At 70.5% G+C, this 23,480-nt stretch carries 24 protein-coding genes and 1 pseudogene; 2 read left to right on the top strand and 23 right to left on the bottom strand.

The genetic code is table 11. The features are described from left to right. The first annotated feature begins 8 nt into the window (after nt 1–8). Nucleotides 9–1,127, top strand: a complete 1,119-nt coding sequence (locus ABT001_RS13505) for an LOG family protein (RefSeq protein WP_351276229.1) — start codon at nt 9–11, stop codon at nt 1,125–1,127. 38 nt (nt 1,128–1,165) lie between these two features. Here ABT001_RS13505 and ABT001_RS13500 read toward each other — a convergent pair whose 3' ends face one another. The 9 genes from ABT001_RS13500 to rpsB all read right to left on the bottom strand — a co-directional run bounded on the left by ABT001_RS13500 (nt 1,166) and on the right by rpsB (nt 11,119). After that, nucleotides 1,166–2,188, bottom strand: coding sequence for an ABC transporter ATP-binding protein (locus ABT001_RS13500; RefSeq protein WP_351276227.1), 1,023 nt, complete (start codon nt 2,186–2,188; stop codon nt 1,166–1,168). Between the two features lie 2 nt (nt 2,189–2,190). Then, nucleotides 2,191–3,804: an ABC transporter permease gene (locus ABT001_RS13495; protein ID WP_351276225.1), complete on the bottom strand. Its 1,614-nt coding sequence runs from the start codon at nt 3,802–3,804 to the stop codon at nt 2,191–2,193. Nucleotides 3,805–3,848: 44 nt separating this feature from the next. Next, on the bottom strand, nt 3,849–4,943 hold the full coding sequence (locus ABT001_RS13490; protein ID WP_351276223.1) for a thiamine ABC transporter substrate-binding protein: 1,095 nt from the start codon (nt 4,941–4,943) through the stop codon (nt 3,849–3,851). Between the two features lie 266 nt (nt 4,944–5,209). Then, the gene (rlmN, locus tag ABT001_RS13485) at nt 5,210–6,316 is read right to left on the bottom strand and encodes a dual-specificity RNA methyltransferase RlmN (protein ID WP_351276221.1); all 1,107 of its coding nucleotides are present in this window, start codon (nt 6,314–6,316) and stop codon (nt 5,210–5,212) included. Between the two features lie 223 nt (nt 6,317–6,539). After that, the gene (locus ABT001_RS13480; RefSeq protein ID WP_351276219.1) at nt 6,540–7,628 is read right to left on the bottom strand and encodes a phosphatidate cytidylyltransferase; all 1,089 of its coding nucleotides are present in this window, start codon (nt 7,626–7,628) and stop codon (nt 6,540–6,542) included. Continuing rightward, nucleotides 7,628–8,185: a ribosome recycling factor gene (gene frr, locus ABT001_RS13475; protein WP_351276217.1), complete on the bottom strand. Its 558-nt coding sequence runs from the start codon at nt 8,183–8,185 to the stop codon at nt 7,628–7,630. Before frr ends, ABT001_RS13480 begins: the two co-directional genes overlap by 1 nt. 116 nt (nt 8,186–8,301) lie before the next feature. Beyond that, nucleotides 8,302–9,078, bottom strand: a complete 777-nt coding sequence (pyrH, locus tag ABT001_RS13470) for a UMP kinase (protein ID WP_351276215.1) — start codon at nt 9,076–9,078, stop codon at nt 8,302–8,304. A 158-nt stretch (nt 9,079–9,236) separates the two neighbouring features. Further along, nucleotides 9,237–10,073: a translation elongation factor Ts gene (gene tsf, locus ABT001_RS13465; protein ID WP_351276213.1), complete on the bottom strand. Its 837-nt coding sequence runs from the start codon at nt 10,071–10,073 to the stop codon at nt 9,237–9,239. Nucleotides 10,074–10,174: 101 nt separating this feature from the next. Further along, entirely contained in the window at nt 10,175–11,119 is a 945-nt protein-coding gene (rpsB, locus tag ABT001_RS13460; RefSeq protein ID WP_351276211.1) for a 30S ribosomal protein S2, read from the bottom strand. Between the two features lie 237 nt (nt 11,120–11,356). Between rpsB and ABT001_RS36070 the strand changes: the two are divergent. Continuing rightward, a pseudogene (locus tag ABT001_RS36070) lies at nt 11,357–11,878 on the top strand (M23 family metallopeptidase); the annotation flags it as partial. A 158-nt stretch (nt 11,879–12,036) separates the two neighbouring features. Here ABT001_RS36070 and ABT001_RS13450 read toward each other — a convergent pair. From ABT001_RS13450 to rimM, 14 genes are all read right to left on the bottom strand, one after another. Beyond that, nucleotides 12,037–12,594 carry a TetR/AcrR family transcriptional regulator gene (locus ABT001_RS13450; protein ID WP_351276383.1) on the bottom strand — a complete coding sequence of 186 codons (558 nt, stop codon included), beginning with the start codon at nt 12,592–12,594 and terminating at the stop codon, nt 12,037–12,039. 98 nt (nt 12,595–12,692) lie between these two features. After that, complete coding sequence (gene whiG, locus ABT001_RS13445) at nt 12,693–13,529, bottom strand: RNA polymerase sigma factor WhiG (RefSeq protein ID WP_351276209.1); 837 nt, start codon at nt 13,527–13,529, stop codon at nt 12,693–12,695. Between the two features lie 260 nt (nt 13,530–13,789). After that, nucleotides 13,790–15,112, bottom strand: coding sequence for a DNA-processing protein DprA (dprA, locus tag ABT001_RS13440; RefSeq protein WP_502967468.1), 1,323 nt, complete (start codon nt 15,110–15,112; stop codon nt 13,790–13,792). Next, nucleotides 14,995–16,617 carry a YifB family Mg chelatase-like AAA ATPase gene (locus ABT001_RS13435; RefSeq protein ID WP_351276207.1) on the bottom strand — a complete coding sequence of 541 codons (1,623 nt, stop codon included), beginning with the start codon at nt 16,615–16,617 and terminating at the stop codon, nt 14,995–14,997. Before ABT001_RS13435 ends, dprA begins: the two co-directional genes overlap by 118 nt. Next, nucleotides 16,617–16,976: a YraN family protein gene (locus ABT001_RS13430; protein WP_351276205.1), complete on the bottom strand. Its 360-nt coding sequence runs from the start codon at nt 16,974–16,976 to the stop codon at nt 16,617–16,619. The genes ABT001_RS13435 and ABT001_RS13430 overlap by 1 nt, the downstream gene beginning before the upstream one ends. Nucleotides 16,977–17,108: 132 nt before the next feature. Next, nucleotides 17,109–17,417: a DUF2469 domain-containing protein gene (locus ABT001_RS13425; protein ID WP_003965949.1), complete on the bottom strand. Its 309-nt coding sequence runs from the start codon at nt 17,415–17,417 to the stop codon at nt 17,109–17,111. A 63-nt stretch (nt 17,418–17,480) separates the two neighbouring features. Beyond that, nucleotides 17,481–17,969 carry an NUDIX hydrolase gene (locus ABT001_RS13420; protein ID WP_351276203.1) on the bottom strand — a complete coding sequence of 163 codons (489 nt, stop codon included), beginning with the start codon at nt 17,967–17,969 and terminating at the stop codon, nt 17,481–17,483. Next, on the bottom strand, nt 17,959–18,732 hold the full coding sequence (gene lepB / locus ABT001_RS13415; protein WP_351276201.1) for a signal peptidase I: 774 nt from the start codon (nt 18,730–18,732) through the stop codon (nt 17,959–17,961). Before lepB (ABT001_RS13415) ends, ABT001_RS13420 begins: the two co-directional genes overlap by 11 nt. Nucleotides 18,733–18,782: 50 nt before the next feature. Beyond that, nucleotides 18,783–19,664, bottom strand: a complete 882-nt coding sequence (gene lepB, locus ABT001_RS13410) for a signal peptidase I (protein ID WP_351276379.1) — start codon at nt 19,662–19,664, stop codon at nt 18,783–18,785. Next, entirely contained in the window at nt 19,582–20,640 is a 1,059-nt protein-coding gene (lepB, locus tag ABT001_RS13405) for a signal peptidase I (protein ID WP_351276199.1), read from the bottom strand. The genes lepB (ABT001_RS13410) and lepB (ABT001_RS13405) overlap by 83 nt, the downstream gene beginning before the upstream one ends. After that, nucleotides 20,633–21,436 carry a signal peptidase I gene (lepB, locus tag ABT001_RS13400; protein WP_351276197.1) on the bottom strand — a complete coding sequence of 268 codons (804 nt, stop codon included), beginning with the start codon at nt 21,434–21,436 and terminating at the stop codon, nt 20,633–20,635. Before lepB (ABT001_RS13400) ends, lepB (ABT001_RS13405) begins: the two co-directional genes overlap by 8 nt. A 45-nt stretch (nt 21,437–21,481) precedes the next feature. Next, entirely contained in the window at nt 21,482–21,832 is a 351-nt protein-coding gene (rplS, locus tag ABT001_RS13395; RefSeq protein WP_351276195.1) for a 50S ribosomal protein L19, read from the bottom strand. 129 nt (nt 21,833–21,961) lie between these two features. Continuing rightward, nucleotides 21,962–22,783 (bottom strand): tRNA (guanosine(37)-N1)-methyltransferase TrmD, encoded by an 822-nt coding sequence (gene trmD / locus ABT001_RS13390; protein WP_351276193.1) that lies wholly within the window; start codon nt 22,781–22,783, stop codon nt 21,962–21,964. Next, the gene (gene rimM / locus ABT001_RS13385) at nt 22,783–23,427 is read right to left on the bottom strand and encodes a ribosome maturation factor RimM (protein WP_351276191.1); all 645 of its coding nucleotides are present in this window, start codon (nt 23,425–23,427) and stop codon (nt 22,783–22,785) included. The genes trmD and rimM overlap by 1 nt, the downstream gene beginning before the upstream one ends. Between the last annotated feature and the right edge of the window lie 53 nt (nt 23,428–23,480).

The following is a 23,480-nucleotide window of genomic DNA, read 5'->3' as shown; positions in this document are numbered from 1 at the left end:
ATGGCGGCGTGGAGAACACGGACGAGTACACGTACGCACCGGGTGTCGAGATAGAGACGCTCACCGCATTCGACCAGGCAGTCGCCGCCGGGACGCTCGCCGGTCACCGCGTCCAGGCCGTCGACCTGACGGACCGGAGCGACGCGCTGCTCGCGACCGGCGCCAAGGGCGCGGTCTTCCTCGGCTGCCGCATGGAGCCCCGCGCCGACGCGAAGGTACGCGCGGACGGGGCCTTCGTCTTCCCGCCGGTGCCCGGCCTCCCCTTCGACCCGTACCGCGGGCTGCTCTACACCCCCGACGCCCTGTACGAGGGCCTCGCGGAGGGCGGTTACGAGTCGACGCCCGACGCGCGGGCGTACGACTGGTTCCAGCTGACAAAGGCGAACGGCGACGTCTTCGCCTCGATGCTGCGGGCGCTCCACGACGACGCGGTCTCCGACGCCTTGGACGAACACCTCGTCGGAGCCCGCGTGGTGGGCGTGATGGGCGGCCACGCGATGGCCCGCGGCTCCGCGGAGTACCACGGCGCCGCCGTGCTCGGGAGGGAGCTGGCCCGCAGCGGTCTGACCGTGGCGACGGGCGGCGGCCCGGGTGCCATGGAAGCCGCCAACCTCGGTGCGTACGCGGCTCCGCACTCCGACGCGATGCTGGTCAAGGCCTGTGAACTCCTGGCGGAGGAACCCTCGTTCAGCCCGTCGATCACCGCCTGGGTGGAAGCCGCCTTCTCCGTACGCGAACGCTGGCCCGACGGCGGCTCCTCCGTCGCGATCCCCACCTGGTTCTACGGCCACGAACCGCCGAACGCCTTCGCGGACCACGTCGCCAAGTACTTCGCGAACGCCGTGCGCGAGGACGGGCTGCTGGCCCGCTCGACCGCCGGTGTGATCTTCCTGCCCGGTGCCGCCGGGACGGTGCAGGAGATCTTCGACAACGCGACGCCGAACTACTACGAGTCGCGTTCCGCGCCCACGCCGATGGTGCTGGTGAACCGCGCGCACTGGACGGAGAAGCTGCCCGCCTGGCCCCTGCTGAGCGCGCTCGCCGCAGGCCGTTCGATGGAGTCCCGCATCGCGCTCGTCGACACGGTGGAGGAGGCGGCCGGGGCACTCGCCCGACTGACCGGCTGATCCCCCTCGCCGGACCGGAGGGCGGGGCTCCTGGACGCTCAGGCCGGAGGAAGGACCACCGTCTCCGCCGGGTCGAAGGTCACTCCCACGACGGCCCCCTCGTCCGGGGTGTCCCCCAGCGCGCACTCCGCCTCCAGGGCCGGGCCGTCGGCGGGATGCAGGGTGACGGTGACGTGGTGGCCGCGGAAGGTGCGTACGCCCACGGTGCAGGGCAGGCCGTCCTCCGTGCCGCCGATCCGGACGCCGCCCGGCCGCACGAGCAGTTCGCCCGCGCCCTGGGCTGATCCCTCGGGTACCGGCACCTTGCCCCAGACCGTGTCGGCTGCCGTGCCCGTGACCGTGGCGTCCACCAGGTTGTCGAATCCCAGGAACCGGGCGACGAACGCGGACGCCGGGTGCTGCCAGACCTCCAGCGGGGTGCCCACCTGGGCGATCCGGCCCTCCCGCATGACCACCACCCGGTCGGCGAGCGCGAATGCCTCGCCCTGGTCGTGGGTGACGGCGAGCACCGTGGTGCCCAGCCGGCCGAAGAGGGTACGCAGTTCGACCACGAGCCGTTCGCGCAGGCTCCGGTCCAGCTGGCCCAGCGGCTCGTCCAGCATCAGCAGCTTCGGACGGGGTGCCAGGGCCCGGGCGAGCGCCACACGCTGCTGTTCGCCGCCGGACAGGGCGGCCACGGCACGTCGGTCCGCCCCGGGCAGGCCGACCAGGTCCAGGAGTTCGCCGGCCCTGCGGTCCCGCTCGGCGCGGGACACACCGTGCATCCGCAGCCCGAAGGCGACGTTGGCGCCGACGTCCCGGTGCGGGAAGAGCTGGTGGTCCTGGAACATCAGACCGAGCCCGCGCCGGTGTACGGGCAGCGGCCCCTGGTCGACGCCGTCGAGGAAGACCTGCCCGCCGTCCAGGGGCTGCAGCCCGGCCACGGCCCGCAGCAGCGTCGACTTGCCGCTGCCGCTCGGCCCCAGCACACAGACGATCTCGTGGTCGGCGACCTCCAGGTCGACCGCGTCCAGCGCGGTCCGCTTCCCGAACCGGACCGTGGCGGACTCCACTGCCAGCATCTCTAGAACTCCCCTGATCGGTCGGTGCGGATACGTTCGAGCAGGAGCAGCGACACCGCGCAGACGAGCATCAGGATCGTGCTGAGGGCCATCGCCTGCCCGTAGTTGAGCTCCCCGGAACGCCCGAGCAGCCGGGCGACGGCGACCGGCAGGGTCGGGTTGTCGGGGCGTGCGATGAACACGGTCGCGCCGAACTCGCCGAGCGACACCGCGAAGGCGAACCCCGCGGCCACCAGCACCGCCCGCCGCACCAGCGGGAGGTCGACCTCCCGCCAGGCCCGCAACGGCGAGGCACCGAGCACCGCGGCGGCCTCGCGCAGGCGCTCGTCCACGGCGCGCAGGACGGGCAGCATGGTCCGTACGACGAAGGGGACGCCCACCAGCGCCTGGGCCAGCGGCACGAGGATCCAGGACGTACGCAGGTCGAGCGGTGGCTCGTCGAGCGTGATGAGGAAGCCGAAGCCGACGGTGACCGCCGACACCCCGAGCGGCAGCATCAGCAGGGCGTCGAAGCCCCGTACCAGCCGGCCTGCCCTCCTGGTCAGCGCGGCGGCGGCGAGGCCGCCGATCACCAGGGCGATCAGGGTCGCGACCAGGGCGTAGCGCAGGGAGTTCCCGATGGCGTCGAGCGGCGGGACCAGGAAGGTGGAGCCGCTCGCGTCGGCCGACTGCAAGGCGCGGTAGAAGCCGAACCCGTAGCCGCCGGAGGTGTCGAGGGACCGCTCCACGAGCACGCCGAGCGGCAGCACGACGAGGAGCAGCACGGTCAGGAGGACGCCGCCGAGCAGCGCCCGCTGCCCGGCGCCTCGGGGCGGCCGGGAGGTCTGCGCCGGGTCGACGAGCCTCAGGGCCGTCTCCCGGCGCCGTACGGTCCAGGCGTGCACGGCGAGGATTCCGCCGACCGCGGCGAACTGCACCAGGGTCAGCACGGCGGCCGTCGGCAGGTCGAGCAGCTGGGCGGTCTGCCGGTAGATCTCCACCTCCAGGGTGGAGTAGGCGGGACCGCCGAGGATCTGGACCACCCCGAAGGAGGTGAAGGTGAAGAGGAAGACCATCAGAGCAGCCGCGGCGACGGCCGGGGCGAGCGCGGGCAGGGTCACCCTCCGCCAGGCGGCGAGGCGCCCCGCCCCGAGCACCCGGGCGGCTTCCTCCTGACGGGGGTCGAGCTGCGACCAGAGCCCGCCGACGGTCCGTACGACCACCGCGTAGTTGAAGAAGACGTGAGCGAGGAGGATCGCCCACACCGTGCTGTCGAGCCGGACGCCCCACAGTTCGTCGAGGAACCCGCCGCGCCCCAGCAGCGCCAGGAACGCCGTGCCCACGACCACGGTCGGCAGGACGAACGGCACGGCCACCACGGCCCGCAGCAACTGCTTGCCCGGGAAGTCGAAGCGGGCGAAGACGTAGGCGCCCGGCAGCGCGATCAGCAGGGTGAGCGCGGTCGAGGCGAAGGCCTGCCAGGTCGTGAACCAGAGGACGTCGAGGATGTCCGCCCGGCTCAGCACCTCGCCGATCCGGCCGAACCGCCAGTCGCCTTCCGGCCTCAGCCCCCGGCCGACGATCGCGACGACCGGGTAGGCGAAGAACAGCGCGAAGAACGCGACGGGCACGGCCATGAGACCGAGCCGCGCCGCGTTCCCCCCGCGCGGGGGCCGCGCGACTACTTCACGACGAGCGAGGACCACGACTGGACCCACTGCTCACGGTTCTTGGCGATCTTCTCCGGAGCCACGGTCACCGGCTCCTCGACGGTCGCACCGAACTTCGTGAAGAGTTCCGGAAGCTTCGTGTCCTCCACCACCGGGTTCACGAACATGTTCAGCGGCATGTCCTCCTGGAACCGCTCGCTGATGAGGAAGTCCAGCAGCGCCTTGCCGCCGGCCTCGTTCTCCGCGCCGTCCAGCAGACCGGCGAACTCGATCTGGCGGAAGCAGGTGCCGGTGGCGACCCCGGTCGGCGCCTCGGCGGGCTGCGGATCGGCGTACAGCACCTCGACGGGCGGGCTGGAGGCGTACGAGACGACGAGCGGGCGGTCGGCCTTGGCCTTCCTGCCGCCCGCGGAGCCGGAGAACTCCTCGTTGTAGGCCTGCTCCCAGCCGTCGACGACCTTGACGCCGTTGCTCTTGAGCTTCTTCCAGTAGTCCTGGTAGCCGGTCTCGCCGTAGGTGGCGACCGTGCCGAGGAGGAAGCCGAGGCCGGGCGAGGAGGTCGCGGCGTTCTCGGTGACGAGGAGGTTCTTGTACGCGGGCTTCAGCAGGTCGTCGAAGGACGTCGGCGGGTCGAGCTTCCTGTCGGCGAAGTACTTCTTGTCGTAGTTGACGCAGATGTCGCCGGTGTCGACGGGGGTCACCCGGTGCCGCTCCGCGTCGAGCTGGGTGTCCGCCGCGACGCGGTCCAGGCCCTTCGCCTCGTACGGCGTGAACAGGCCGTTGTCCAGGGCTCGTGAGAGCAGCGTGTTGTCGGCTCCGAAGAAGACGTCGCCGCGGGGCGAACCCTTGGTCAGGATCTCCTGGTTGAGCGCTGCTCCGGCGTCACCGCTCTTGAGCACCTCGACCGTGTAGCCGGTCTCCTTCGTGAACGCCTTCAGGACCGCGTCCGAGGCGTTGAACGAGTCGTGCGTGACCAGGGTGACGGTCTTGGAACCGGCCCCCTCGCCACCGGACGCCTTGTCGTCGGAGCCCCCGCAGCCCGCGAGCGCGGTGACGCCGAGTGCGGCGGCGAGCGCCGTCGCCACGTACTTCGTGGTGGTGTTCATGTGATTCCTCCTGGAGGTGACCAGGAAGAGACGCGGCCCCGCCCGCTCGGTGAGCGGGCAGGGCGCAACAGCTTGAGTAAGGTCCGAACTTCCTACCCGGAATGACCCGGGCGAGGTTCAGAGGGTCTGCGGCCGACCTGTTCTCGGTGCCGCACTCTCAGCGCTGTGGCGCTCCCCTGTCGGAATATGAAGTTGATTTCCGGGTCAGGCTACACCGGCCGGATCACGCCGTACCGGCCGGATAGTGCCCGTCCGCCGGTAACTCCTCAGCGCTCGGAGGCCGCCAGCTGCCCGCAGGCCCCGTCGATCTCCTGGCCGCGGGTGTCCCGGACGGTGACCGGCACGCCGTGGGCGGCGATCGCCTCGACGAACGCCTTCTCGTCCTCCGGCCGCGAGGCGGTCCACTTCGAGCCCGGGGTCGGGTTCAGCGGGATGAGATTGACGTGCACCCGCTTGCCCTTGAGCAGCCGGCCCAGCCGGTCGCCCCGCCACGCCTGGTCGTTGATGTCGCGGATCAGCGCGTACTCGATGGAGATGCGACGGCCCGACTTCTCCGCGTACTCCCACGCGGCGTCCAGGACCTCACGGACCTTCCAGCGCGTGTTGACGGGCACGAGGGTGTCGCGCAGCTCGTCGTCGGGGGCGTGCAGCGACACCGCGAGACGGCATTTGAAGCCCTCGTCGGCGAAGCGCAGCATCGCCGGGACCAGGCCCACCGTGGACACGGTGATCCCTCGCTGCGACAGCCCCAGCCCGTCGGGCTCCGGGTCCGTCAGCCGGCGGATCGCGCCGACCACGCGCTTGTAGTTGGCCAGCGGCTCGCCCATGCCCATGAAGACGATGTTGGACAGCCGCGCGGGCCCGCCCGGGACCTCGCCGTCACGGAGCGCCCGCATGCCGTCCACGATCTGGTGCACGATCTCGGCGGTCGACAGGTTGCGGTCGAGTCCCGCCTGTCCGGTGGCGCAGAACGGGCAGTTCATCCCGCAGCCGGCCTGCGACGAGATGCACATGGTCACCCGGTCCGGATACCGCATGAGGACGGACTCCACGAGGGTGCCGTCGTGGAGCTTCCAGAGCGTCTTGCGGGTGGTGTCGTCGTCGCAGCTGATGTGGCGCACGACCGACATGAGGTCGGGGAACATCGCCTCGGCGAGCTTGTCCCGCGACGCGGCCGGGATGTTGGTCCACTCCGCCGGGTCGTGGGCGTACCGCGTGAAGTAGTGCTGCGACAGCTGCTTGGCACGGAAGGGCTTCTCGCCGGTCGCGGCGACTGCTTCCTTGCGCTCGTCGGGGGTGAGGTCGGCGAGGTGCCGCGGCGGCCGCTTGGCTCCACGGGGCGCGACAAAAGTGAGTTCTCCGGGCTTAGGCATGGTTCTTCCAGTGTCGCAGACACGCCGTGGTACTCATGTCCGCCCGGGGCTCCCGGCCGTACGCCCCTCTGCGGCGGGGGGAACGGGGGCGGGTGGCAGTGACCGATCACACCCGCGCGCGCCTGCTCGGCGACCCGGCGGCCGGACGATCGCGGTGCAAGAGCGGCGGGGGCCGCCGCTCCCCGAGCGACGGCCCCCGCACACGAATCTCCCGGACAGCCGCTCAGCCGGATCCGACGAACAGCACCAGCAGCAGCCACACGACCGGCGCGCTCGGCAGGAGCGAGTCGAGCCGGTCCATGATGCCGCCGTGGCCGGGCAGCAGCGTGCCCATGTCCTTGATCCCGAGATCCCGCTTGATCATGGACTCGCCCAGGTCCCCCAGCGTGGCGCTGGCGGCGACGGCGACACCCATCAGTACTCCCTGCCACCAGCTTCCGCCGTCGATCAGGAACTCCATGCACAAGGCACCCGCCACCATGGCGAAACCGACCGCGCCGAGCAGTCCCTCGCGGGTCTTCCCGGGGCTGATCCGCGGTGCCAGTTTGTGCGTGCCGAAACGCCAGCCGACCGCATACGCCCCGGTGTCGCTGACCACCGTCAGCAGGAGGAAGGTCAGCACACGCCACGCACCGTCGTCCGCGGTGAGCATCATGGCGACGAACGTGGCCAGGAACGGCACGTAGAACACGGCGAAGACACCCGCCGTGACGTCCTTGAGGTAGCCCTCGGGCGGCGCGGTCATCCGCCACACGAGCACCGCGAGAGCCGTGAGGGCCATGGCGACCCAGGCGCCCTCCGCCTCCCGCACATAGCCGGCGACCACCATGGCGGCACCGCCGACGGCGAGCGGCACAAGGGGGACGTCGATGCCCTTGCGCTCCTTGAGGCGGGAGGTGAGCTCCCAGAGCCCCACCACCACCGCCAGTACGACGACGCCGACGAAGACGGCCTTCACGACGAAGAGCGACCCGGCGACGACCGCGCCGAGCCCGAGGCCGACCCCTATGGCAGCACGCAGATCACGCCCCGCACGCTTCTTCTGCGGCGGGGGCGACGGCAGCGGGGTGGACATGGGCTCCTGCGGCTTCTCGTCACGGAACAGGGGACCGCTGACGCGCGCGGCGTCCCTGTTCCGGTCGTCGCGGTCGTCAGCGTCTCTACCTGCGTCGGGAACGTCCGGCACGATGGGCATGGGCCGAGTCTGCTGGGCGCCCCGCACATCGTATGCAGGACCCGCCGGAGCGGCCCCCATCTCGGGCGCGCCCCAGTAGCCGGCTCCCTGCGGGGCCCCCCGGGAAGAGTCGTTCATCAGACTTCGAGCAGCTCGGCTTCCTTGTGCTTGAGCAGCTCGTCCACCTGCGCGACGTACTTCGCGGTGGTGTCGTCGAGCTCCTTCTCGGCACGGCGGACCTCGTCCTCGCCGGACTCCTTGTCCTTGACGAGCTTGTCGAGCGTCTCCTTGGCCTTGCGGCGGATGGAGCGGATCGAGATCTTGGAGTCCTCGGCCTTGGTCTTGGCGACCTTGATGAACTCCTTGCGGCGGTCCTGCGTGAGCTCGGGGAACGTCACGCGGATGATGTTGCCGTCGTTGCTCGGGTTGACCCCGAGGTCGGAGTCACGGATCGCCTGCTCGATGTTGCGCAGCGCGGTCTTGTCGAACGGGGTCACCACGGCCATCCGCGGCTCGGGGACCGAGAACGAGGCGAGCTGGTTGATCGGGGTCAGCGCGCCGTAGTAGTCCGCGACGATCTTGTTGAACATCGCCGGGTGCGCACGGCCGGTACGGATCGCGGCGAAGTCCTCTTTCGCCACCACGACGGCCTTCTCCATCTTCTCCTCGGCCTCGAGGAGGATTTCTTCGATCACCACGTGCTCCTGCGTGTCTTGAGCGGACCCGGCATAGCCCGGTCCTGCGGATCCTGCGTCGCGTCCTCACCTGCACGGTGTCCGACCGGCAGGCCGTTGTCCATCTCTTGGGGCTGTCAGGCCCGGGTGCTCCGGTCGCTCACCAGCGTGCCGATCTTCTCACCCTTGACCGCGCGGGCGATATTGCCCTCCGTCGTCAGCTCGAAGACCAGGATCGGGAGCTGGTTGTCACGGCAGAGCGTGATGGCGGTGGCGTCGGCGACCTTGAGGTCGCGGGAGATCACCTCGCCGTACTCCAGGGCGTCGAACTTCACCGCGTCGGGGTTGGCCCTCGGGTCGGAGTCGTAGACCCCGTCCACGCCGTTCTTCCCCATCAGCAGCGCCTCGGCGTCGATCTCCAGAGCGCGCTGGGCGGCGGTCGTGTCGGTGGAGAAGTACGGCATTCCCATGCCGGCCCCGAAGATCACGACGCGTCCCTTCTCCAGGTGCCGTACGGCACGGAGGGGGATGTACGGCTCCGCGACCTGGCCCATGGTGATGGCGGTCTGGACGCGTGAGTCGATGCCTTCCTTCTCCAGGAAGTCCTGGAGCGCCAGGCAGTTCATGACCGTGCCGAGCATGCCCATGTAGTCGGAGCGCGCCCGGTCCATGCCACGCTGCTGGAGCTCGGCGCCGCGGAAGAAGTTGCCGCCGCCGATGACGATCGCGATCTCGGCACCGTCGCGCACGACGGCCGCGATCTCACGCGCGATGGCGTGCACGACATCCGGGTCGACGCCCAGACCGCCGCCACCGGCGAACGCCTCACCGGACAGCTTCAGCATGAAGCGGCCGGACATCTTGCCGTCGTCGCGTTTGTGGTCGCCCTGGGTGGCGTCCGCGCCCTTGTTCATGGGAATTCTCCTCGTGCACATACGAAGAAGGCCATTGCCGGTGGGTCTGTTGTCCCTCAGCGGCAATGGCCTCCTCGTCAGATCTGCGGTCGTCCGGCTGGGTGCGGCCGACGACTGCACCAGACCCTATCGGGGTCCACCGTTGTTCGCGGACGGACTCAGATGCCGACCTTGATGCGCGCGAAGCGCGTCAGGCTGACACCGGCCTCGTCCAGGACCTTCTGGACCGACTTCTTGTTGTCCTTCGCGAAGGCCTGCTCCAGGACGACGACGTCCTTGAAGAAACCGTTGACGCGACCCTCGACGATCTTCGGGAGGGCGGCCTCGGGCTTGCCCTCCTCACGCGAGGTGGCCTCGGCGACGCGGCGCTCGTTCTCGACCGTCTCGGCCGGGACCTCGTCGCGGTTGAGGTACTTCGGGGCGAAGGCGGCGATGTGCTGCGCGACGTCCTTGGCGACCTCGGCGTTCTCCTTGTCCAGCTGGACGAGGACGCCGACCTGCGGGGGGAGGTCGGGCATGGTGCGGTGCATGTACGCGGCCACGTAACCGCCGGTGAACTGCGCGAAGCGGTCCAGGACGATCTTCTCGCCGAGGTTGGCGTTGGCCTCGTCCACGTACGCCTGGACGGTCTTGCCGGGCTCGATCTCCGAGGCGAGGAGTGCCTCGATGTCGGCCGGGGAGGTCGCGGCGACGTGCGCGGCGAGCGTGTTGGCGACGCTCTGGAACTTCTCGCCCTTGGCGACGAAGTCCGTCTCGCACTTCAGCTCGAGCAGGACGCCGGACGTCTTGTCCTCGGAGATGAGGGAGACGACGGCACCGTTCTCGGCAGAACGGCCTTCGCGCTTGGCGACGCCCTTCTGACCCTTGATACGGAGGGCCTCGACCGCGCCGTCGACGTTGCCGTCGGCCTCGTCGAGGGCCTTCTTGCAGTCCATCATGCCGGCGCCGGTGAGCTCGCGGAGCTTCTTGACGTCAGCGGCGGTGTAGTTCGCCATGAGTCTGTTTCTCTCTCGAAGTCTGAAAGATCTACGGGTGAACGGCGGGGGCGGTGCCGATGCACCGGCCCCCGCCGTCATTCAGCCGTGACTGACGGGTGTCAGGCCTGCTCGGCGTCCGCGGCCGGAGCCTCGGCAGCGGGGGCCTCGGCGGCCGGGGCCTCGTCCTGCTCGGCGGCGACGGCGGCCGGCTTGGCGTCCTCGTCGGCGTCCTTCTCGGTCTCGACCGAGGACTGGACCTCGGCCGTGGCCTCGGCGTCGTCCTTCTTCTCGCCCGTGAGCAGGTCGCGCTCCCACTCGGCGAGGGGCTCGCCGGCGGCCTTCTCGCCCGGCTTCGAGTCACCGGTGGCGGCACCGGAACGGGCGATGAGGCCCTCGGCGACGGCGTCGGCGATCACGCGGGTGAGCAGGGTGACGGAGCGGATCGCGTCGTCGTTGCCCGGGATCTTGTAGTCGACCTCGTCGGGGTCGCAGTTGGTGTCGAGGATCGCGACGACCGGGATGTGGAGCTTGCGCGCCTCACCGACGGCGATGTGCTCCTTCTTGGTGTCGACGATCCAGACGGCGCTCGGCACCTTCTGCATCTCGCGGATACCACCGAGGGTCTTCTCCAGCTTGGCCTTCTCGCGGGAGAGGACCAGGAGCTCCTTCTTGGTGAGGCCGGAGGCGGCCACGTCCTCGAAGTCGATGAGCTCGAGCTCCTTCAGACGCTGAAGGCGCTTGTAGACGGTGGAGAAGTTGGTGAGCATGCCACCGAGCCAACGCTGGTTGACGTACGGCATGCCGACGCGCGTCGCCTGCTCGGCGATGGCCTCCTGCGCCTGCTTCTTCGTACCCACGAACATGATGGAGCCGCCGTGGGCGACGGTCTCCTTGACGAACTCGTAGGCGCGGTCGATGTACGACAGCGACTGGAGCAGGTCGATGATGTAGATGCCGTTGCGCTCGGTGAAGATGAAGCGCTTCATCTTCGGGTTCCAACGACGGGTCTGGTGACCGAAGTGGACGCCGCTTTCCAGCAGCTCCCGCATCGTGACGACGGCCATGGCCGTACTCCTTGAGGTACTCGGTTATCGCGACCGCAGGATTGCTGTCGCGCCTGACGCCCCGACGCGCCGTGCCACGAGGGACCGAGGAGCGCGGCCACCGTCCGCAGAGAGGGAGGTGGCGGGGCGTGCGAAGTCGACCCGGTGACCCGGATCGCCAGAAGAAGTGTACGGGACCCGCCGGGTGCCGGGTGACGGCGATGTCCACAACCCCCCGACCGTCCACAGATCCGGACCATGATCCCCCTCGGTACGGGCCTCCGGGGGATCGTTCCCGTCATGCGCCGCTCACCTGGAGAGACCACGGGCCGGCCGCGTGACGCCCGCCCGGCTGCCACGCCGCCCGCCGCACCGCACGTGTATCTGCCGGCAGCACTGCTGACCGCACTGCTCCTGGTCCTGCTGGGGCCGGCCCCGGCAGGGGCCGAGGCGGGAGCGCCCTCCGACGGCGGCCGCGTCTGGCCGCTCGCGGGCCGGCCACTGGTCGTGCGGGGCTGGGAGCCGCCCGCCGGCCCGTACGGGCCGGGCCATCGCGGGGTCGACCTCGCCGCTCCGCCGGGCACCCCGGTGCGGGCCGCCGCCCCGGGGCGAGTCGCCTTCGCGGGGGCAGTCGCGGGGCGCGGGGTGGTCTCCGTCGTCGTGCGGGGGACCGGGGAGCCACCGCTCCGCTTCACGTACGAGCCGGTGCGTGCGCGGGTCGCCGCGGGCGACGAGGTGGTCGCGGGGCAGCTGGTGGGGGTGGTCGGGACGGAGCCGTCCCATTGCGCCTCCGGCTGCCTGCACTGGGGGCTGCGGCGTGGGGACATCTACCTGGATCCGTTGTCCCTGCTCCCTCCGTCACTGCTGCGACGGGGGCCCTCCCGGCTGCTGCCGGTGTTCGGCGTACCGCTCCCCGAGGGGGACCACGGGCCCGGCGCTCAGCCCCGTACGCCGCGCAGAACCATGGCCACGGCCGTGTCCGCCACGACGCCCGGTTCCTCCGCGGCGCCCAGCTCGATCCTGCGTACGGCGGCGTCCACGGAGCCCTGCAGCAGCATGGCCGCGAGTCTCGGCTCCGCGTGGCCCAGGTCGGCGAGCGCCTCGACGATCATGGCGATCAGTCCGCCGTGCGCCGCGCGGATCTTCTCCCGCGCGCCCGCGTCCAGCTCGCTCGCGGAAATGGCCACGACCGCGCGGTGCCGCCGGTCCCCCACCAGGTCGAGCTGCCGGCGCACATAGGCCTCGATCTTCGCCTCGGGCGCTTCGGCCCGCTCCATCGCGTTCTCGACCTCGGCGGCCCAGACGGGGAAGTCGACGGCGCAGAGCTCCTCGACCACAGCGGCTCGGGAACGGAAGTACTCGTAGACGGAGGACCTGGCGAGGCCGGTTCGCTCGGCGAGGGCGGGGAAGGTCAGCGCTTCCGTACCGCCCTCGGACAGCAAGGAGCGCGCGGCGTCCAGGAGGGCGCCGCGCTGCATGGTCCGGTGCTCGGCCACGGAGGCCGCTCGAATCCTGGGCACGCCTCCACTCTACGGCGGCAACAGTTCGAAGGGAGGTCCGCGTACGCGGTCGGGTGGCCGAAGCCGCTGCCCCTTCAGCGTCCCGCGTCGGCCAGCTTCGCCCGGAGCTGCAGCACCGACTTGGTGTGGATCTGGCTGACCCTGCTCTCGGTGACCCCGAGGACGTTGCCGATCTCGGCGAGGGTGAGTCCTTCGTAGTAGTAGAGCGTGACCACGGTCTTCTCCCGCTCCGGGAGGGTGTTGATGGCGCGTGCGAGCAGCCGTCTGAGCTCACGGTCCTCGGCGACCTCGACCGGATTGTCGGCCGCGGTGTCCTCCAGGGTGTCCATCAGGCTCAGCCGGTCGCCGCCCTCGCCGCCGACGTGCAGCAGCTCCTCCAGGGCCACCACGTTGGCGAGCGACAACTGACTGAAAACAGCGTGCAGTTCCTCGATGGCGACCCCCATCTCCCCGGCGACCTCGGCCTCCGAAGGCGTACGCCTCAGCTGCGCCTCCAAGGTGGCGTAGGCACGCTCGACGTTGCGCGCCTTCTGCCGCACCGACCGGGGGATCCAGTCCAGCGCCCGGAGTTCGTCGATCATCGCGCCGCGGATCCGGGTGATCGCGTAGGTCTCGAACTTGATGGCCCGCTCGATGTCGAACTTCTCGATGGCGTCGATCAGTCCGAAGACTCCGGACGAGACGAAGTCCGCCTGCTCCACATTGGACGGCAGCCCCACGCTGACCCGGCCGGCGACGTACTTCACCAGGGGGGAGTAGTGCAGGATCAGCTGCTCACGCAGCCTCTCGTCACCGGTGGACTTGTACGAACGCCACAACTCGTCGAGCGAGGAGGGGGCGGGAGGGCGCACAGTGCCACGCGCAGCCGGTGGTACTGCCGCGCGGTCAGACCCGGAGGTGTGCTGGGGCATGTGGTGCCTTGAGCCGTTCTGCTGTGAAGTGCTGGGACGTGTCTGTGGGGCGGATTCCTTGTGAGCGTAGCGTGACTGATGTGTAGCGGTGTGCTCACGACCAGGGAACCGAGGGGTGCGATTACGCCCGAACCCCCCGCTTTCGCCCCGCTTGCCGGCGGGGCCGACAGTGAGGGATCGCCACCATTCGCACCGCCCCGCACGCCTTACCGGGCGCTGCCGCGGCCACGGGGATCACCTTTTCACCCGAATGCTCCGGGTCAAGTACCGCCTCGCCGCGCGTCCTCATCGCGTGTCCGTACCGGCGTCAACCGCCACCCACCGGCCTCGCGTTCGACGAACCCCAGTGAGTGCAGTTCGTACAAACGACCGAGGGCTTCATCCGGTGACGTCCCGGCCCTCCGGGCCACGTCGCGCCCGTCCACCACACCCGTCCACGGCAGCGCGTCCAGCACCCGTCCGGAGACGGCGTCGAGTTGGTCCCTGGGCAGGACCGGGCCGCTTCTGACGGGAGCCAGTTCACCGATCTCCCCCACCAGTTCGGCGATGTCCGCCGCGTCGGTGACCAGGACGCCCTCGCCTCGCAGGAGTTCGTGGACTCCGGCCGAGAGCCCGCTGGTGGCGGGCCCCGGCACCCCCATCGTGAAACGGCCCAGCCGGAGGGCGTTCCTCGCGGTGACCAGTGAGCCACTGCGGTACTCCGCCTCCACCACCACGGTGCCGCGCGTGAGCGCCGCGATCACCCTGTTCCGCAGGATGAATCTGCTGCGCGTCGGATGGTCCGAGGGCGGCAGCTCGCCCATGACCATGCCCTGTTCCACGATGCGCCCGAGCAGCTCGGCGTGGCCCCGCGGGTAGGCCACGTCCACGCCGCAGGCCAGTACCGCCATGGTCGCCCCGCCTGCGGCCAGCGCTCCGCGATGGGCCGCGCCGTCCACACCGAACGCAGCGCCGGAGACCACGACCCAGCCCCGCTCGGCCAGCCCCGCGGCGAGCGTCGCCGCCATGTGCGCGCCGTAGGGTGTGCAGGCCCTGGCGCCGACCAGGGCCACCGAGCGCAGCGCCCAGAGGCGCAGGTCGGACCGGCCGCGCACCCAGAGCCCGATGGGCCGCGCGTCGCCCAGGTCGTCGAGCTGAGTCGGCCACTCCTGGTCACCGGGGCAGACGAACCGTCCGCCGACCGCGGCCACGTCCGCCAGGTCCTGCCCCGGATCGGCGCTCGATGCCCGCAGGCGGTAGCCGGAGAGCCGGGTCTCCGTCATCCCCTTGAGCGTCCGCGCCGCCCCGTCCGTACCGGAGAGACGCCGCATCAGCTCGACGGGACCGATCTCGCGGATCCAGCGGCCGCCGCGCTCGTCCCCCGGCTCGAACACGCGGGTGAGGGCCGCCCTCGCCAGCCGCTCCGGTGTGTGCGAGCCGGGGGCCGACGCCGGCCGCTCCGGCTCGCCGTGACCCGCCCGGGTGTTCACCGGGCACCCGCCCGCAGAGAAGCACCCCGCTGGATGCCCGTCCGCAGCTCCAGCGCCACCGCGACGTCGGAGGCGTCCGGCCGGTCGACGGCCCTCAGGTCCGCCACCGTCCAGGCCACACGCAGGACCCGGTCGAGACCGCGGGCCGTGAGAGCGCCCCGCTCCATGTCGCGCTCGGCCGCCATCAGGGCGCCGGGCGCCGTGACCAGCCTGGTCCGCAGCTCGTGGCCCGGCACTTCGCTGTTGGTGGTCCAGGGGGTACCGGCGAGCCGCTCCGCGGCCCGCGCCCTGGCCGCCCGCACCCGGGCCGCGACCTCGGCCGAGGACTCCCCCCGGCCGCCGGTCCCCATGAGGTCGGCCCTGCCCACCGGTTCGACCTCGACTCGCAGGTCCACGCGGTCGAGCAACGGCCCCGACAGCCGCGCCTGATAGCGGCGGACCGCGGAGGGCGGGCATTCGCAGCCCGCCCCGGTCAGGGTGTGCCTGCCGCACGGACAGGGGTTCGCGGCGAGGACCATCAGGAAGCGCGCCGGAAGCCGGACGACCCCGGCGGCGCGCGCGATCACCACGTGCCCGGACTCCAGGGGCTGGCGCAGCGCGTCGAGGGCCCGCCCGGAGAACTCCGGAGCCTCGTCGAGGAAGAGCACACCCCGGTGCGCCAGGGACACCGCTCCCGGCCTCGGCAGGCCGTTCCCGCCGCCCACGAGTGACTGCATCGTCGCCGAGTGGTGCGGCGCGCAGTACGGCGCTCTGCTGATCAGTGGCTCGCCCGGCGGGAGGATACCCGCGACCGAGTGCACCGCCGTGACTTCGAGGGATTCCTGCCGGGAGAGCGACGGCATGATCGCCGTGAGCCGTTCGGCCAGCATGGTCTTCCCCGCGCCCGGCGGCCCGGAGAGCAGCAGATGGTGTCCGCCCGCCGCCGCCACCTCCAGGGCCTTGCGCGCCCGGCCCTGGCCGGCGACGTCGGCGAGATCGGGCCGGTGTGCCGTGCCGTCGGCCGACAGCGGTGCCAGCCCCGTGCCGAGGCCCGCTCCCGGCACCATCAGCCCGGCGAGCATCGTGTCGGGGCGGCCCCGGTCGGCGGACGGCTCATCCGGCACGGGTTCGTCGCCGAGGACGGCGATCAGCTGGCGCAGGCTCCGTACGCCGAGGACGGAGACGCCCGGCACGAGAGCGGCCTCCCCCGCGGTCTGTTCGGGGACCACGACGTGCTGGTACCCCGCCTCCGCAGCGGCGAGCACCGCGGGCAGCACCCCGCGCACGGGGCGCACCGTGCCGTCGAGGCCGAGCTCACCGATCATCACCACATCGGCGATGGCGGCAGGGTCGATCCGCTCCGCCGCTCCGAGCACCGCACACGCGACGGCGAGATCGAAACCCGACCCGCTCTTGGGTACGGAGGCCGGGGACAGGCCCACGGTGAGCTTCTTCTGCGGCCACTCAGCCCCGGAATTGACGACCGCGGCCCTGACCCGGTCCCGGCTCTCCACCAGGCTCTTGTCCGGCAGACCGACGAGGGTGAACGCCGCCACGCCTGGTTCCAGATCGGCCTGGACCTCGACCACCACACCCTCTACGCCGACGAGGGCCACCGAGCACGCCCGCGCGAACCCCATCAGGCCACGCCCCGCACGTGTTCGGCGAACGGTGCGCCACGCCTGGGCAGGATCACGCCGACCAGATCGATCCGGACCCCGCCCGGCGGGGGACCACCGTGGCGGTCGAGCCAGATCTCGGCGAGCCGGCGCAGCCGGTCGGCCTTGGCCGGTGTGACGGCCTGCATCGGATGCTCGAAGGAGCCCGCCCTGCGGGCCTTCACCTCGCAGACGACCACCGCGTCGCCGTCCCTGGCGACGATGTCGATCTCTCCCGCGCGACACCGCCAGTTGCGCTCCAGCACGGTCATACCGGCGTCCGCCAGCAGCCGTGCCGCCAGATCCTCGCCGTACCGCCCGAGTGCCCCCCGTGCGTTCATGTCGGCACCACCTCCGGCACCGACTGTGACGCGCCCCGCCCGATCTATTGGATCTTGGTGGACAACCGGGTCGATGTGAATATCCCGGCCACTCGGACGAGTGAACCGGGACACCGGAAAGCGCGTCCGGAATCAGCCGCCCGGGAGTTCGAGATCACTCTTGTTGAGCTCCTCGATATTCACGTCCTTGAACGTCAATACCCGAACCTGCTTGACGAACCGGGCGGGCCTGTACATGTCCCAGACCCACGCATCCGCCATGGATACCTCGAAAAAGACCTCACCCTGAACCGAGTGCACCTGCATCTCGTAGTCGTTGGTGAGGTAGAAGCGCCGTTCGGTCTCGATCACATATTTGAACAGACCGACGACATCGCGGTACTCCCGGTAGAGCTTCAGCTCCATCTCGGTCTCGTACTTCTCGAGGTCCTCGGCACTCATGGCATGTTCCCCTTCAGCCGTGCGTCCCCCTATTGTGCGTCAGCCCCACGCACCCCTGGCCGATTAGACGATTTCGGGGGCGAGAACCAGCGGAACACGCGGGGGACCCTCGTCGAGCAGCGTGCGCAGCAGCCCGGCGAGCCTGGTCGGATACACCGTCTCACGCGTGGCGAGAAGTTCGGCGGAAGTCCACCACCTCAGACCGGCGACACTGCGCAGCTCCAGCTCTGTGAGGCCCTTCTGGTCGGTGGCCGTCTGCGACGTACGGGCCAGGAAGTACCACTCGTCCTGGTCCCAGCGCCGCCCGTCGAACGGGAAGGAGCAGATCCTTGTCCACAGAAGCTGACCGAGGGAGACGTCCGTGATCCCGGTTTCCTCGGCGAGTTCGCGCAGGGCCGCCTCCTCCCGGCTCTCCTCGCCCTCCAGACCGCCGCCCGGGGTGAACCACCAGTTCTCGTCCGGGTCCTCGGGCTCGAACCCGTGCAGCAGCAGGATCCGGTCGTCCGGGTCCAGGAGCACCACGCGAGCGACTTCGCGCTTCTCAGTGCGCATCGGTGGACACCTTCTGCTGCCGACCGCTCCGCGCGGAGCGCGCGGCGAGGGGGCCGTAGGCCGCTCCGCCGAGGATGAGCACCACCCCCACCACGAGGGCACCGGCCTGTGACGGCAACGGTCCTTCGGACGACACTCCGCCGGGCATGGCCGCGAATGCCTGGGGCCGGCCGATCATCCCGTCCATGGGCCAGGCCACGGCGTCCACCCGGGCCTGGACCGCACTCCGGGGCACCGATCCCTGCCCCGGGTCCCCCAGGTGGACGCGTGAGTCCAGGGAGGTGCTGCGCTCGTCCCCGAGGAGGAACAGCTGCCCCTCGGGTACGTCGGCCGTGAAGTCCTGGGGAGAGGCCGGGCTCCCACCGTCCGCCGAGGTGGGCGAAGAGGCGCCCTCCGCCCGCAGATACGGTTCTTCGACCGGCTCGCCGTTGACGGTGAGCCGCCCGTCCTTGTCGCAGCAGGCGACCTTGTCCCCGCCCACACCGACGACCCGCTTCACCATGGGCACGTCGCCCCACGTCGAGTCGGTGAAGACGACCACGTCGCCGCGCCGCACGTCGCCGCCGTCCACCCGCTCGGCGAGGACCCGGTCGCCGGCGTTCACCGTCGGTGCCATCGAGTCCGTCGGCACGGTGTACGGCTTGTACACCACCGCTCCCCAGGCGAACCCGCCGAGGAAGAGCACACAGCCGACGGCCACGGCCAGGTTCGACAACGTGTTGCCGAGCCGGCCGCGGCCGTCATGACGTCCTGGTCCACTCATCCCAGCGCTCCCCCATCGGAGATCGACAATCGCTGATCCGAGTGGGCACCCTACCCGGCGGTATGCCCGCGGGTCAGCCTGCGGCGGCGCCAGAACACGAGGGGCAGCGCCCCGGCTACGCCCAGTGCTCCGGGCACGGCGGCCGTGGCGGCCGCGTTCAGCGCGGGCTGGTCGAACGTGCTCGGCACCGGGAGGGTCGCCCAGCGGTCGATGGGCCAGGCCACGACGACGGCTCGCCCGACCACCTCGTCCACCGACACCGTGCCCTGTCCGGGCAGCTCCTGGTGGTAACGGGAATCCAGCGAATTCTGCCGGTGGTCACCCATCACCCAGATCCGGCCCTCGGGCACATGGATCGGGCCGAACGGCTCGTCGTCGCAGGCGCTGTTCCCCTCGAAGATGAACGACTTGTCCTCCAGCGCCTTGCCGTTGACCGTCACCGGTCCGTTCTTCTTGCACTCGACGGTGTCACCGCCGATGGCGACGACCCTCTTGATCAGGTCCTTCTCCTCGGCGGACGGCATCAGTCCGATGAAGCTCAGGAACTTCTGCACCGCGTTGGGCTCGGGCGTGACGGTGTCCTCCAGCCAGCCGCCCGGGTCATGGAAGACCACGACCTCTCCGCGCTCCGGCTCCGAGCCGAACCACGGGGTCAGCTTGTCGACCAGCACCCGGTCCCCCCGCTGCAGCGTGTTCTGCATGGAGTCCGAGGGAATCGAGAACGCCTGCACCAGGAACGTCTTGATCAGCAGCGCGAGAATGAGCGCGATACCGATGAGAAGGGGCAGCTCCTTCCAGAACGAACGCGGCTTCTTCACCGCCGTGCTGCCATCGCCCGGGGACTCGCCGTCACTCTCCGCGTCCACCGGGACCCCGCTGTTCGAAGGCCGGTCCTCGGGTTCGTCGTGTCCGGATCGTGCGCCGACCGCCAAATCCCCCACATCCACTCCTCACTCCGTGCCACCGCCCGCGTCCGATCCGGCGCAGGCCCACCACTCCCATAACGAGCGGGAGTTCCGCAGGGGTCGGGAGCAGGACCATTCCGTTGCGATCCTGGGAGGACACACTATTCGACGGGGACGCCCCGGCCGTCGCCCCGGCGCTGCCGTCGGGGACGGAATCGTACGTTCCGCGCTCCTCCAGCTTGCGCCAGTGCCCGAACGGCCAGGCGATCACCACGGCCCGGCCCACGACCTCGTCCTCCGAGACCGTACCCTTCCCCGGTTTGTCGAGATGGAAGCGCGAGTCCGCGGAATTCGACCGGTGGTCACCCATCACGAAGATGCGGTTCTCCGGAACCTCCACCTCGAACGTGAGGGTGGAGGGCACATCGCCGGGATTCAGGTACGGCTCGTCGAGCGCCACCCCGTTGACCGTCATCCTGCCGTCGGCGCCGCAGCACTTCACGGTGTCACCGCCGACCGCCACCACGCGTTTGATCAGATCCTGCTCGTCCTCGGAGGGGAGCAGCCCGATGAAGGTCAGCAGTTCCTTGACCTGTTTGACCCCGGCGGGCGGGTCCTCGGCGGCTGGGCTCTCCTGCTGCAGCCAGCCGCCCGGGTCCTTGAAGACGACGACGTCGCCCCGCTGCGGTTCGGAGCCGAACCAGGGGGTCAGCTTGTCGACCATCACCCGGTCACCGATCCGGATGGTCTGTTCCATCGACCCGGACGGGATCACGAAGGCCTGGACGAGGAAGGTCTTGAGCACCAGCGCGATCAGCAGCGCCACCAGGATGAGGAGGGGTATCTCCTTGATCGCGGACCGACGCCTGCGGCGTCTCACCTTGCGGGCCAGCTTGCGGCGCTCCGCCCGCGTGGGCAGTGAGCGGCCCGTGACCGGCCTCGGCCCGGTGGGCGGCGGCGGGCCGGTGTCCGGCTCTCCCCGCTTGCGCCCCCGGTTACCCATGGTGCGCGTCCGCCGGCCGTATGCCGGTGAAGGCCTCGGTGCCCTCCAGGGAGCCGAGCCTGCCCAGCGGCCAGCCGAGCCAGTCGACGCGCCCGATCACGCGCTCGACGGGCACCATGCCGCCCCCTGGCCGGCCCAGGTGGTCTCGGGAGTCCCGCGAGTTGCTGCGGTGGTCGCCCATCATCCACAGGGTGCCGTCGGGCACCACTATGTCGAAGGCGACCCCGGACGGCCGGTCCCCGGGGTGCAGGTACTCCTCGTCCACCGGAGTGCCGTTCACCTCGAGCCTCCCCCGCTCGTCGCAGCAGACCACACGGTCGCCCCCCACGCCCACCACCCGCTTCACGAAGTCGGTCCCGGCGGGTTCGGCCAGCCCCAGGGACGCTGCCGCGTCGCGCAGCAGCGCGGCGACGGGGTTCCCCCCGGACTCCGGCTCCTGCACGAAGGATCCGGTGCCGTCGAAGACCACCACGTCGCCGCGCCGGGGCTCCGAGCCGAAACGGTACGCCAGCTTGTTGACCAGGACCCGGTCCCCGACCCGCAGCGTGGGCTCCATCGAGCCGCTGGGTATGAGGAAGGGCTGCAGCACGAAGGTGCTGAACAGCAACAGGGCGACCGTGCAGAGCATGCCCAGGAAGACGCTGCGCCCCCAGTCCGTCGAAGTGGACGTGGACGCGAGCGTGTCCGGGTCCGTGTCCTGCGGGTCCGGGACATGCGTGAAGCGCGACCCCTCCTCGGGCCCGTCTGCGGGGCCGGAGGAGCGATCGCGCTCCGTGTGCTGTGCTTCCGTGTCCATCGGAGCCGGATTCTATCCGGCCGCGCTGTGGACGCCGGAGGTGAATCAGCGGTCGCGCTTCTCCTTGATCTTCGCGGCCTTGCCGCGGAGCTCACGGAGGAAGTACAGCTTGGCGCGACGGACGTCACCGCGGGTGACGAGCTCGATCTTCTCGAAGATCGGGCTGTGCACCGGGAAGGTGCGCTCGACGCCGACGCTGAAGGAGACCTTGCGGACCGTGAAGGTCTCGCTGACGCCCGAGCCCTGGCGGCGGATGACGATGCCCTTGAACTGCTGGATACGGGAGCGGTTGCCCTCGATCACGCGCACGTGGACGTTGACGGTGTCACCGGGGCGGAACGCCGGGAGGTCGGTGCGGAGGGTGGCGGCGTTGACGCCATCGAGCAGCGAAGTCATGTTGTCTGCTTTCTTCGCCGATGCCACAGGTCATCGACGGGAAGGGTAAGAGTGAGATTCGGGTGCTGGTCACATCGGGCGGGCGGCTTTCCCCCTGTGGCAGGGGCGCACGCCGGACGTACAGCGGACCTATTCTTCCACGGCCTCGGGCCTGCGCCAAAATCGCCCGTCGGGCGCCGGGGACCAGCCGAGGATGGAGAGCATCTCGCGGTCCTTCTTGTCGAAGCCGGACGCCTCGCACCGCTCGATGAGATCGGGCCTGTGGAGAGCGGTGCGGCGGAAGGCCTCGTCCCGTCGCCAGCGCGCGATCCGGCCGTGGTGGCCGCTGAGCAGCACCTCGGGGATCGCACGTCCACGCCACTCCGGGGGCTTCGTGTAGACCGGTCCCTCGAGCAGGTCGGCCATGGCCCCGGGCGCGAAGGAGTCGTCACGGTGCGACTCGGCGTTGCCGAGCACTCCGGGCAGCAGCCGGGCCACGGCCTCGGTGATCACCAGGACGGCGGCTTCCCCGCCCGCCAGGACGTAGTCCCCGATGGACACCTCGATGACCGGCAGGCGCGTCGCGTACTCGTCCATCACCCGGCGGTCGATGCCCTCGTAGCGGGCGGGCGTGAAGATCAGCCACGGTCGGCCGGAGAGCTCGACGGCCAGCTCCTGGGTGAAGGGCCTGCCGCTGGGGGTGGGCACCACGAGGACCGGGGAGTGTGCCCCTGCCTCGTACCCGCCGGCCAGCGCGTCGTCCAGCGCCTCGCCCCAGGGCTCGGTCTTCATGACCATGCCGGGGCCACCGCCGTAGGGGGTGTCGTCCACCGTGTTGTGCCGGTCGTGGGTCCAGTCCCGCAGGTCGTGGACGTGTACGTCGAGACCGCCCCGGGCGCGCGCCTTGCCGACGAGCGAGACGTTCAGGGGCTCCAGGTACTCGGGGAAGATCGTGACGACGTCCAGCCGCATCAGGCGTCGCCCTTCCCGTCACGTGCCGCGTCGCCGTCCTGGCCGGCGGCGCTCTCGTCCTCGTCACGCGTGGAGTCGTCACGCGTGGAGTCGTCACGCGTCGAGTCGTCACGCGTGGAGGCGATCACGGCCTCGCTCTCGTCGATCAGGCCCGGCGGCGGAGTGATGACGGCCCGCTGCTCCTCCAGGTCGATCTCGGCGACGATCTCCTCGACGAACGGGATCATCACCTCACTGCCGTCCGGCCGCTCCACGATGAACAGGTCCTGGGACGGCAGGTGCGTGATCTCGGTGATCCGGCCGATCTCCGTGCCGTCGGCGAGGACGACGTCCAGGTCCATCAGCTGGTGGTCGTAGAACTCCTCGGGGTCCTCGGGGAGTTCCGCCGGGTCCACCTCGGCGATCAACAGGGTGTTGCGCAGCGCCTCGGCGCCCGTACGGTCACGCACACCATCGAAGCGCAGCAGCAGCCTGCCGCTGTGCACCCGGCCGGTCTCGATCGTCAGCGGTCCCACCTGGGCGGGCTCCGTGGCCAGCACGGCCCCGGGCCCGAGCCGGAGCTCGGGCTCGTCGGTGCGCACCTCGACGGTGACCTCGCCCTTGATGCCATGGGCGCGACCGATCCGCGCAACTACCAACTGCACGCTACTTCTCCTGATGATCTCGTGGACCGGCCGGCACATGGGAAGGCGGTCAT

Source organism: Streptomyces sp. NPDC002793 (assembly GCF_040295485.1).
Lineage (GTDB): Bacteria > Actinomycetota > Actinomycetes > Streptomycetales > Streptomycetaceae > Streptomyces.
Note: the sequence above shows the minus strand (reverse complement) of the source record. Positions and strands in the feature narration are given on the sequence as shown.

Coding starts and splice junctions, on each gene's coding strand:
- ABT001_RS13480 (WP_351276219.1), bottom strand. CDS start 7,628: ATGAACGACTCTTCCCGGGGGGCCCCGCAGGGAGCCGGCTACTGGGGC.
- ABT001_RS13500 (WP_351276227.1), bottom strand. CDS start 2,188: ATGCTGGCAGTGGAGTCCGCCACGGTCCGGTTCGGGAAGCGGACCGCG.
- ABT001_RS13420 (WP_351276203.1), bottom strand. CDS start 17,969: ATGCGCACTGAGAAGCGCGAAGTCGCTCGCGTGGTGCTCCTGGACCCG.
- lepB (WP_351276199.1), bottom strand. CDS start 20,640: ATGGGTAACCGGGGGCGCAAGCGGGGAGAGCCGGACACCGGCCCGCCG.
- ABT001_RS13430 (WP_351276205.1), bottom strand. CDS start 16,976: ATGAACGCACGGGGGGCACTCGGGCGGTACGGCGAGGATCTGGCGGCA.
- rlmN (WP_351276221.1), bottom strand. CDS start 6,316: ATGCCTAAGCCCGGAGAACTCACTTTTGTCGCGCCCCGTGGAGCCAAG.
- trmD (WP_351276193.1), bottom strand. CDS start 22,783: ATGCGGCTGGACGTCGTCACGATCTTCCCCGAGTACCTGGAGCCCCTG.
- ABT001_RS13435 (WP_351276207.1), bottom strand. CDS start 16,617: ATGGGGTTCGCGCGGGCGTGCTCGGTGGCCCTCGTCGGCGTAGAGGGT.
- ABT001_RS13495 (WP_351276225.1), bottom strand. CDS start 3,804: ATGGCCGTGCCCGTCGCGTTCTTCGCGCTGTTCTTCGCCTACCCGGTC.
- ABT001_RS13425 (WP_003965949.1), bottom strand. CDS start 17,417: ATGAGTGCCGAGGACCTCGAGAAGTACGAGACCGAGATGGAGCTGAAG.
- ABT001_RS13490 (WP_351276223.1), bottom strand. CDS start 4,943: ATGAACACCACCACGAAGTACGTGGCGACGGCGCTCGCCGCCGCACTC.
- lepB (WP_351276197.1), bottom strand. CDS start 21,436: ATGGACACGGAAGCACAGCACACGGAGCGCGATCGCTCCTCCGGCCCC.
- rplS (WP_351276195.1), bottom strand. CDS start 21,832: ATGACTTCGCTGCTCGATGGCGTCAACGCCGCCACCCTCCGCACCGAC.
- rpsB (WP_351276211.1), bottom strand. CDS start 11,119: ATGGCCGTCGTCACGATGCGGGAGCTGCTGGAAAGCGGCGTCCACTTC.
- whiG (WP_351276209.1), bottom strand. CDS start 13,529: ATGCCCCAGCACACCTCCGGGTCTGACCGCGCGGCAGTACCACCGGCT.
- lepB (WP_351276201.1), bottom strand. CDS start 18,732: ATGAGTGGACCAGGACGTCATGACGGCCGCGGCCGGCTCGGCAACACG.
- pyrH (WP_351276215.1), bottom strand. CDS start 9,078: ATGAACAAGGGCGCGGACGCCACCCAGGGCGACCACAAACGCGACGAC.
- tsf (WP_351276213.1), bottom strand. CDS start 10,073: ATGGCGAACTACACCGCCGCTGACGTCAAGAAGCTCCGCGAGCTCACC.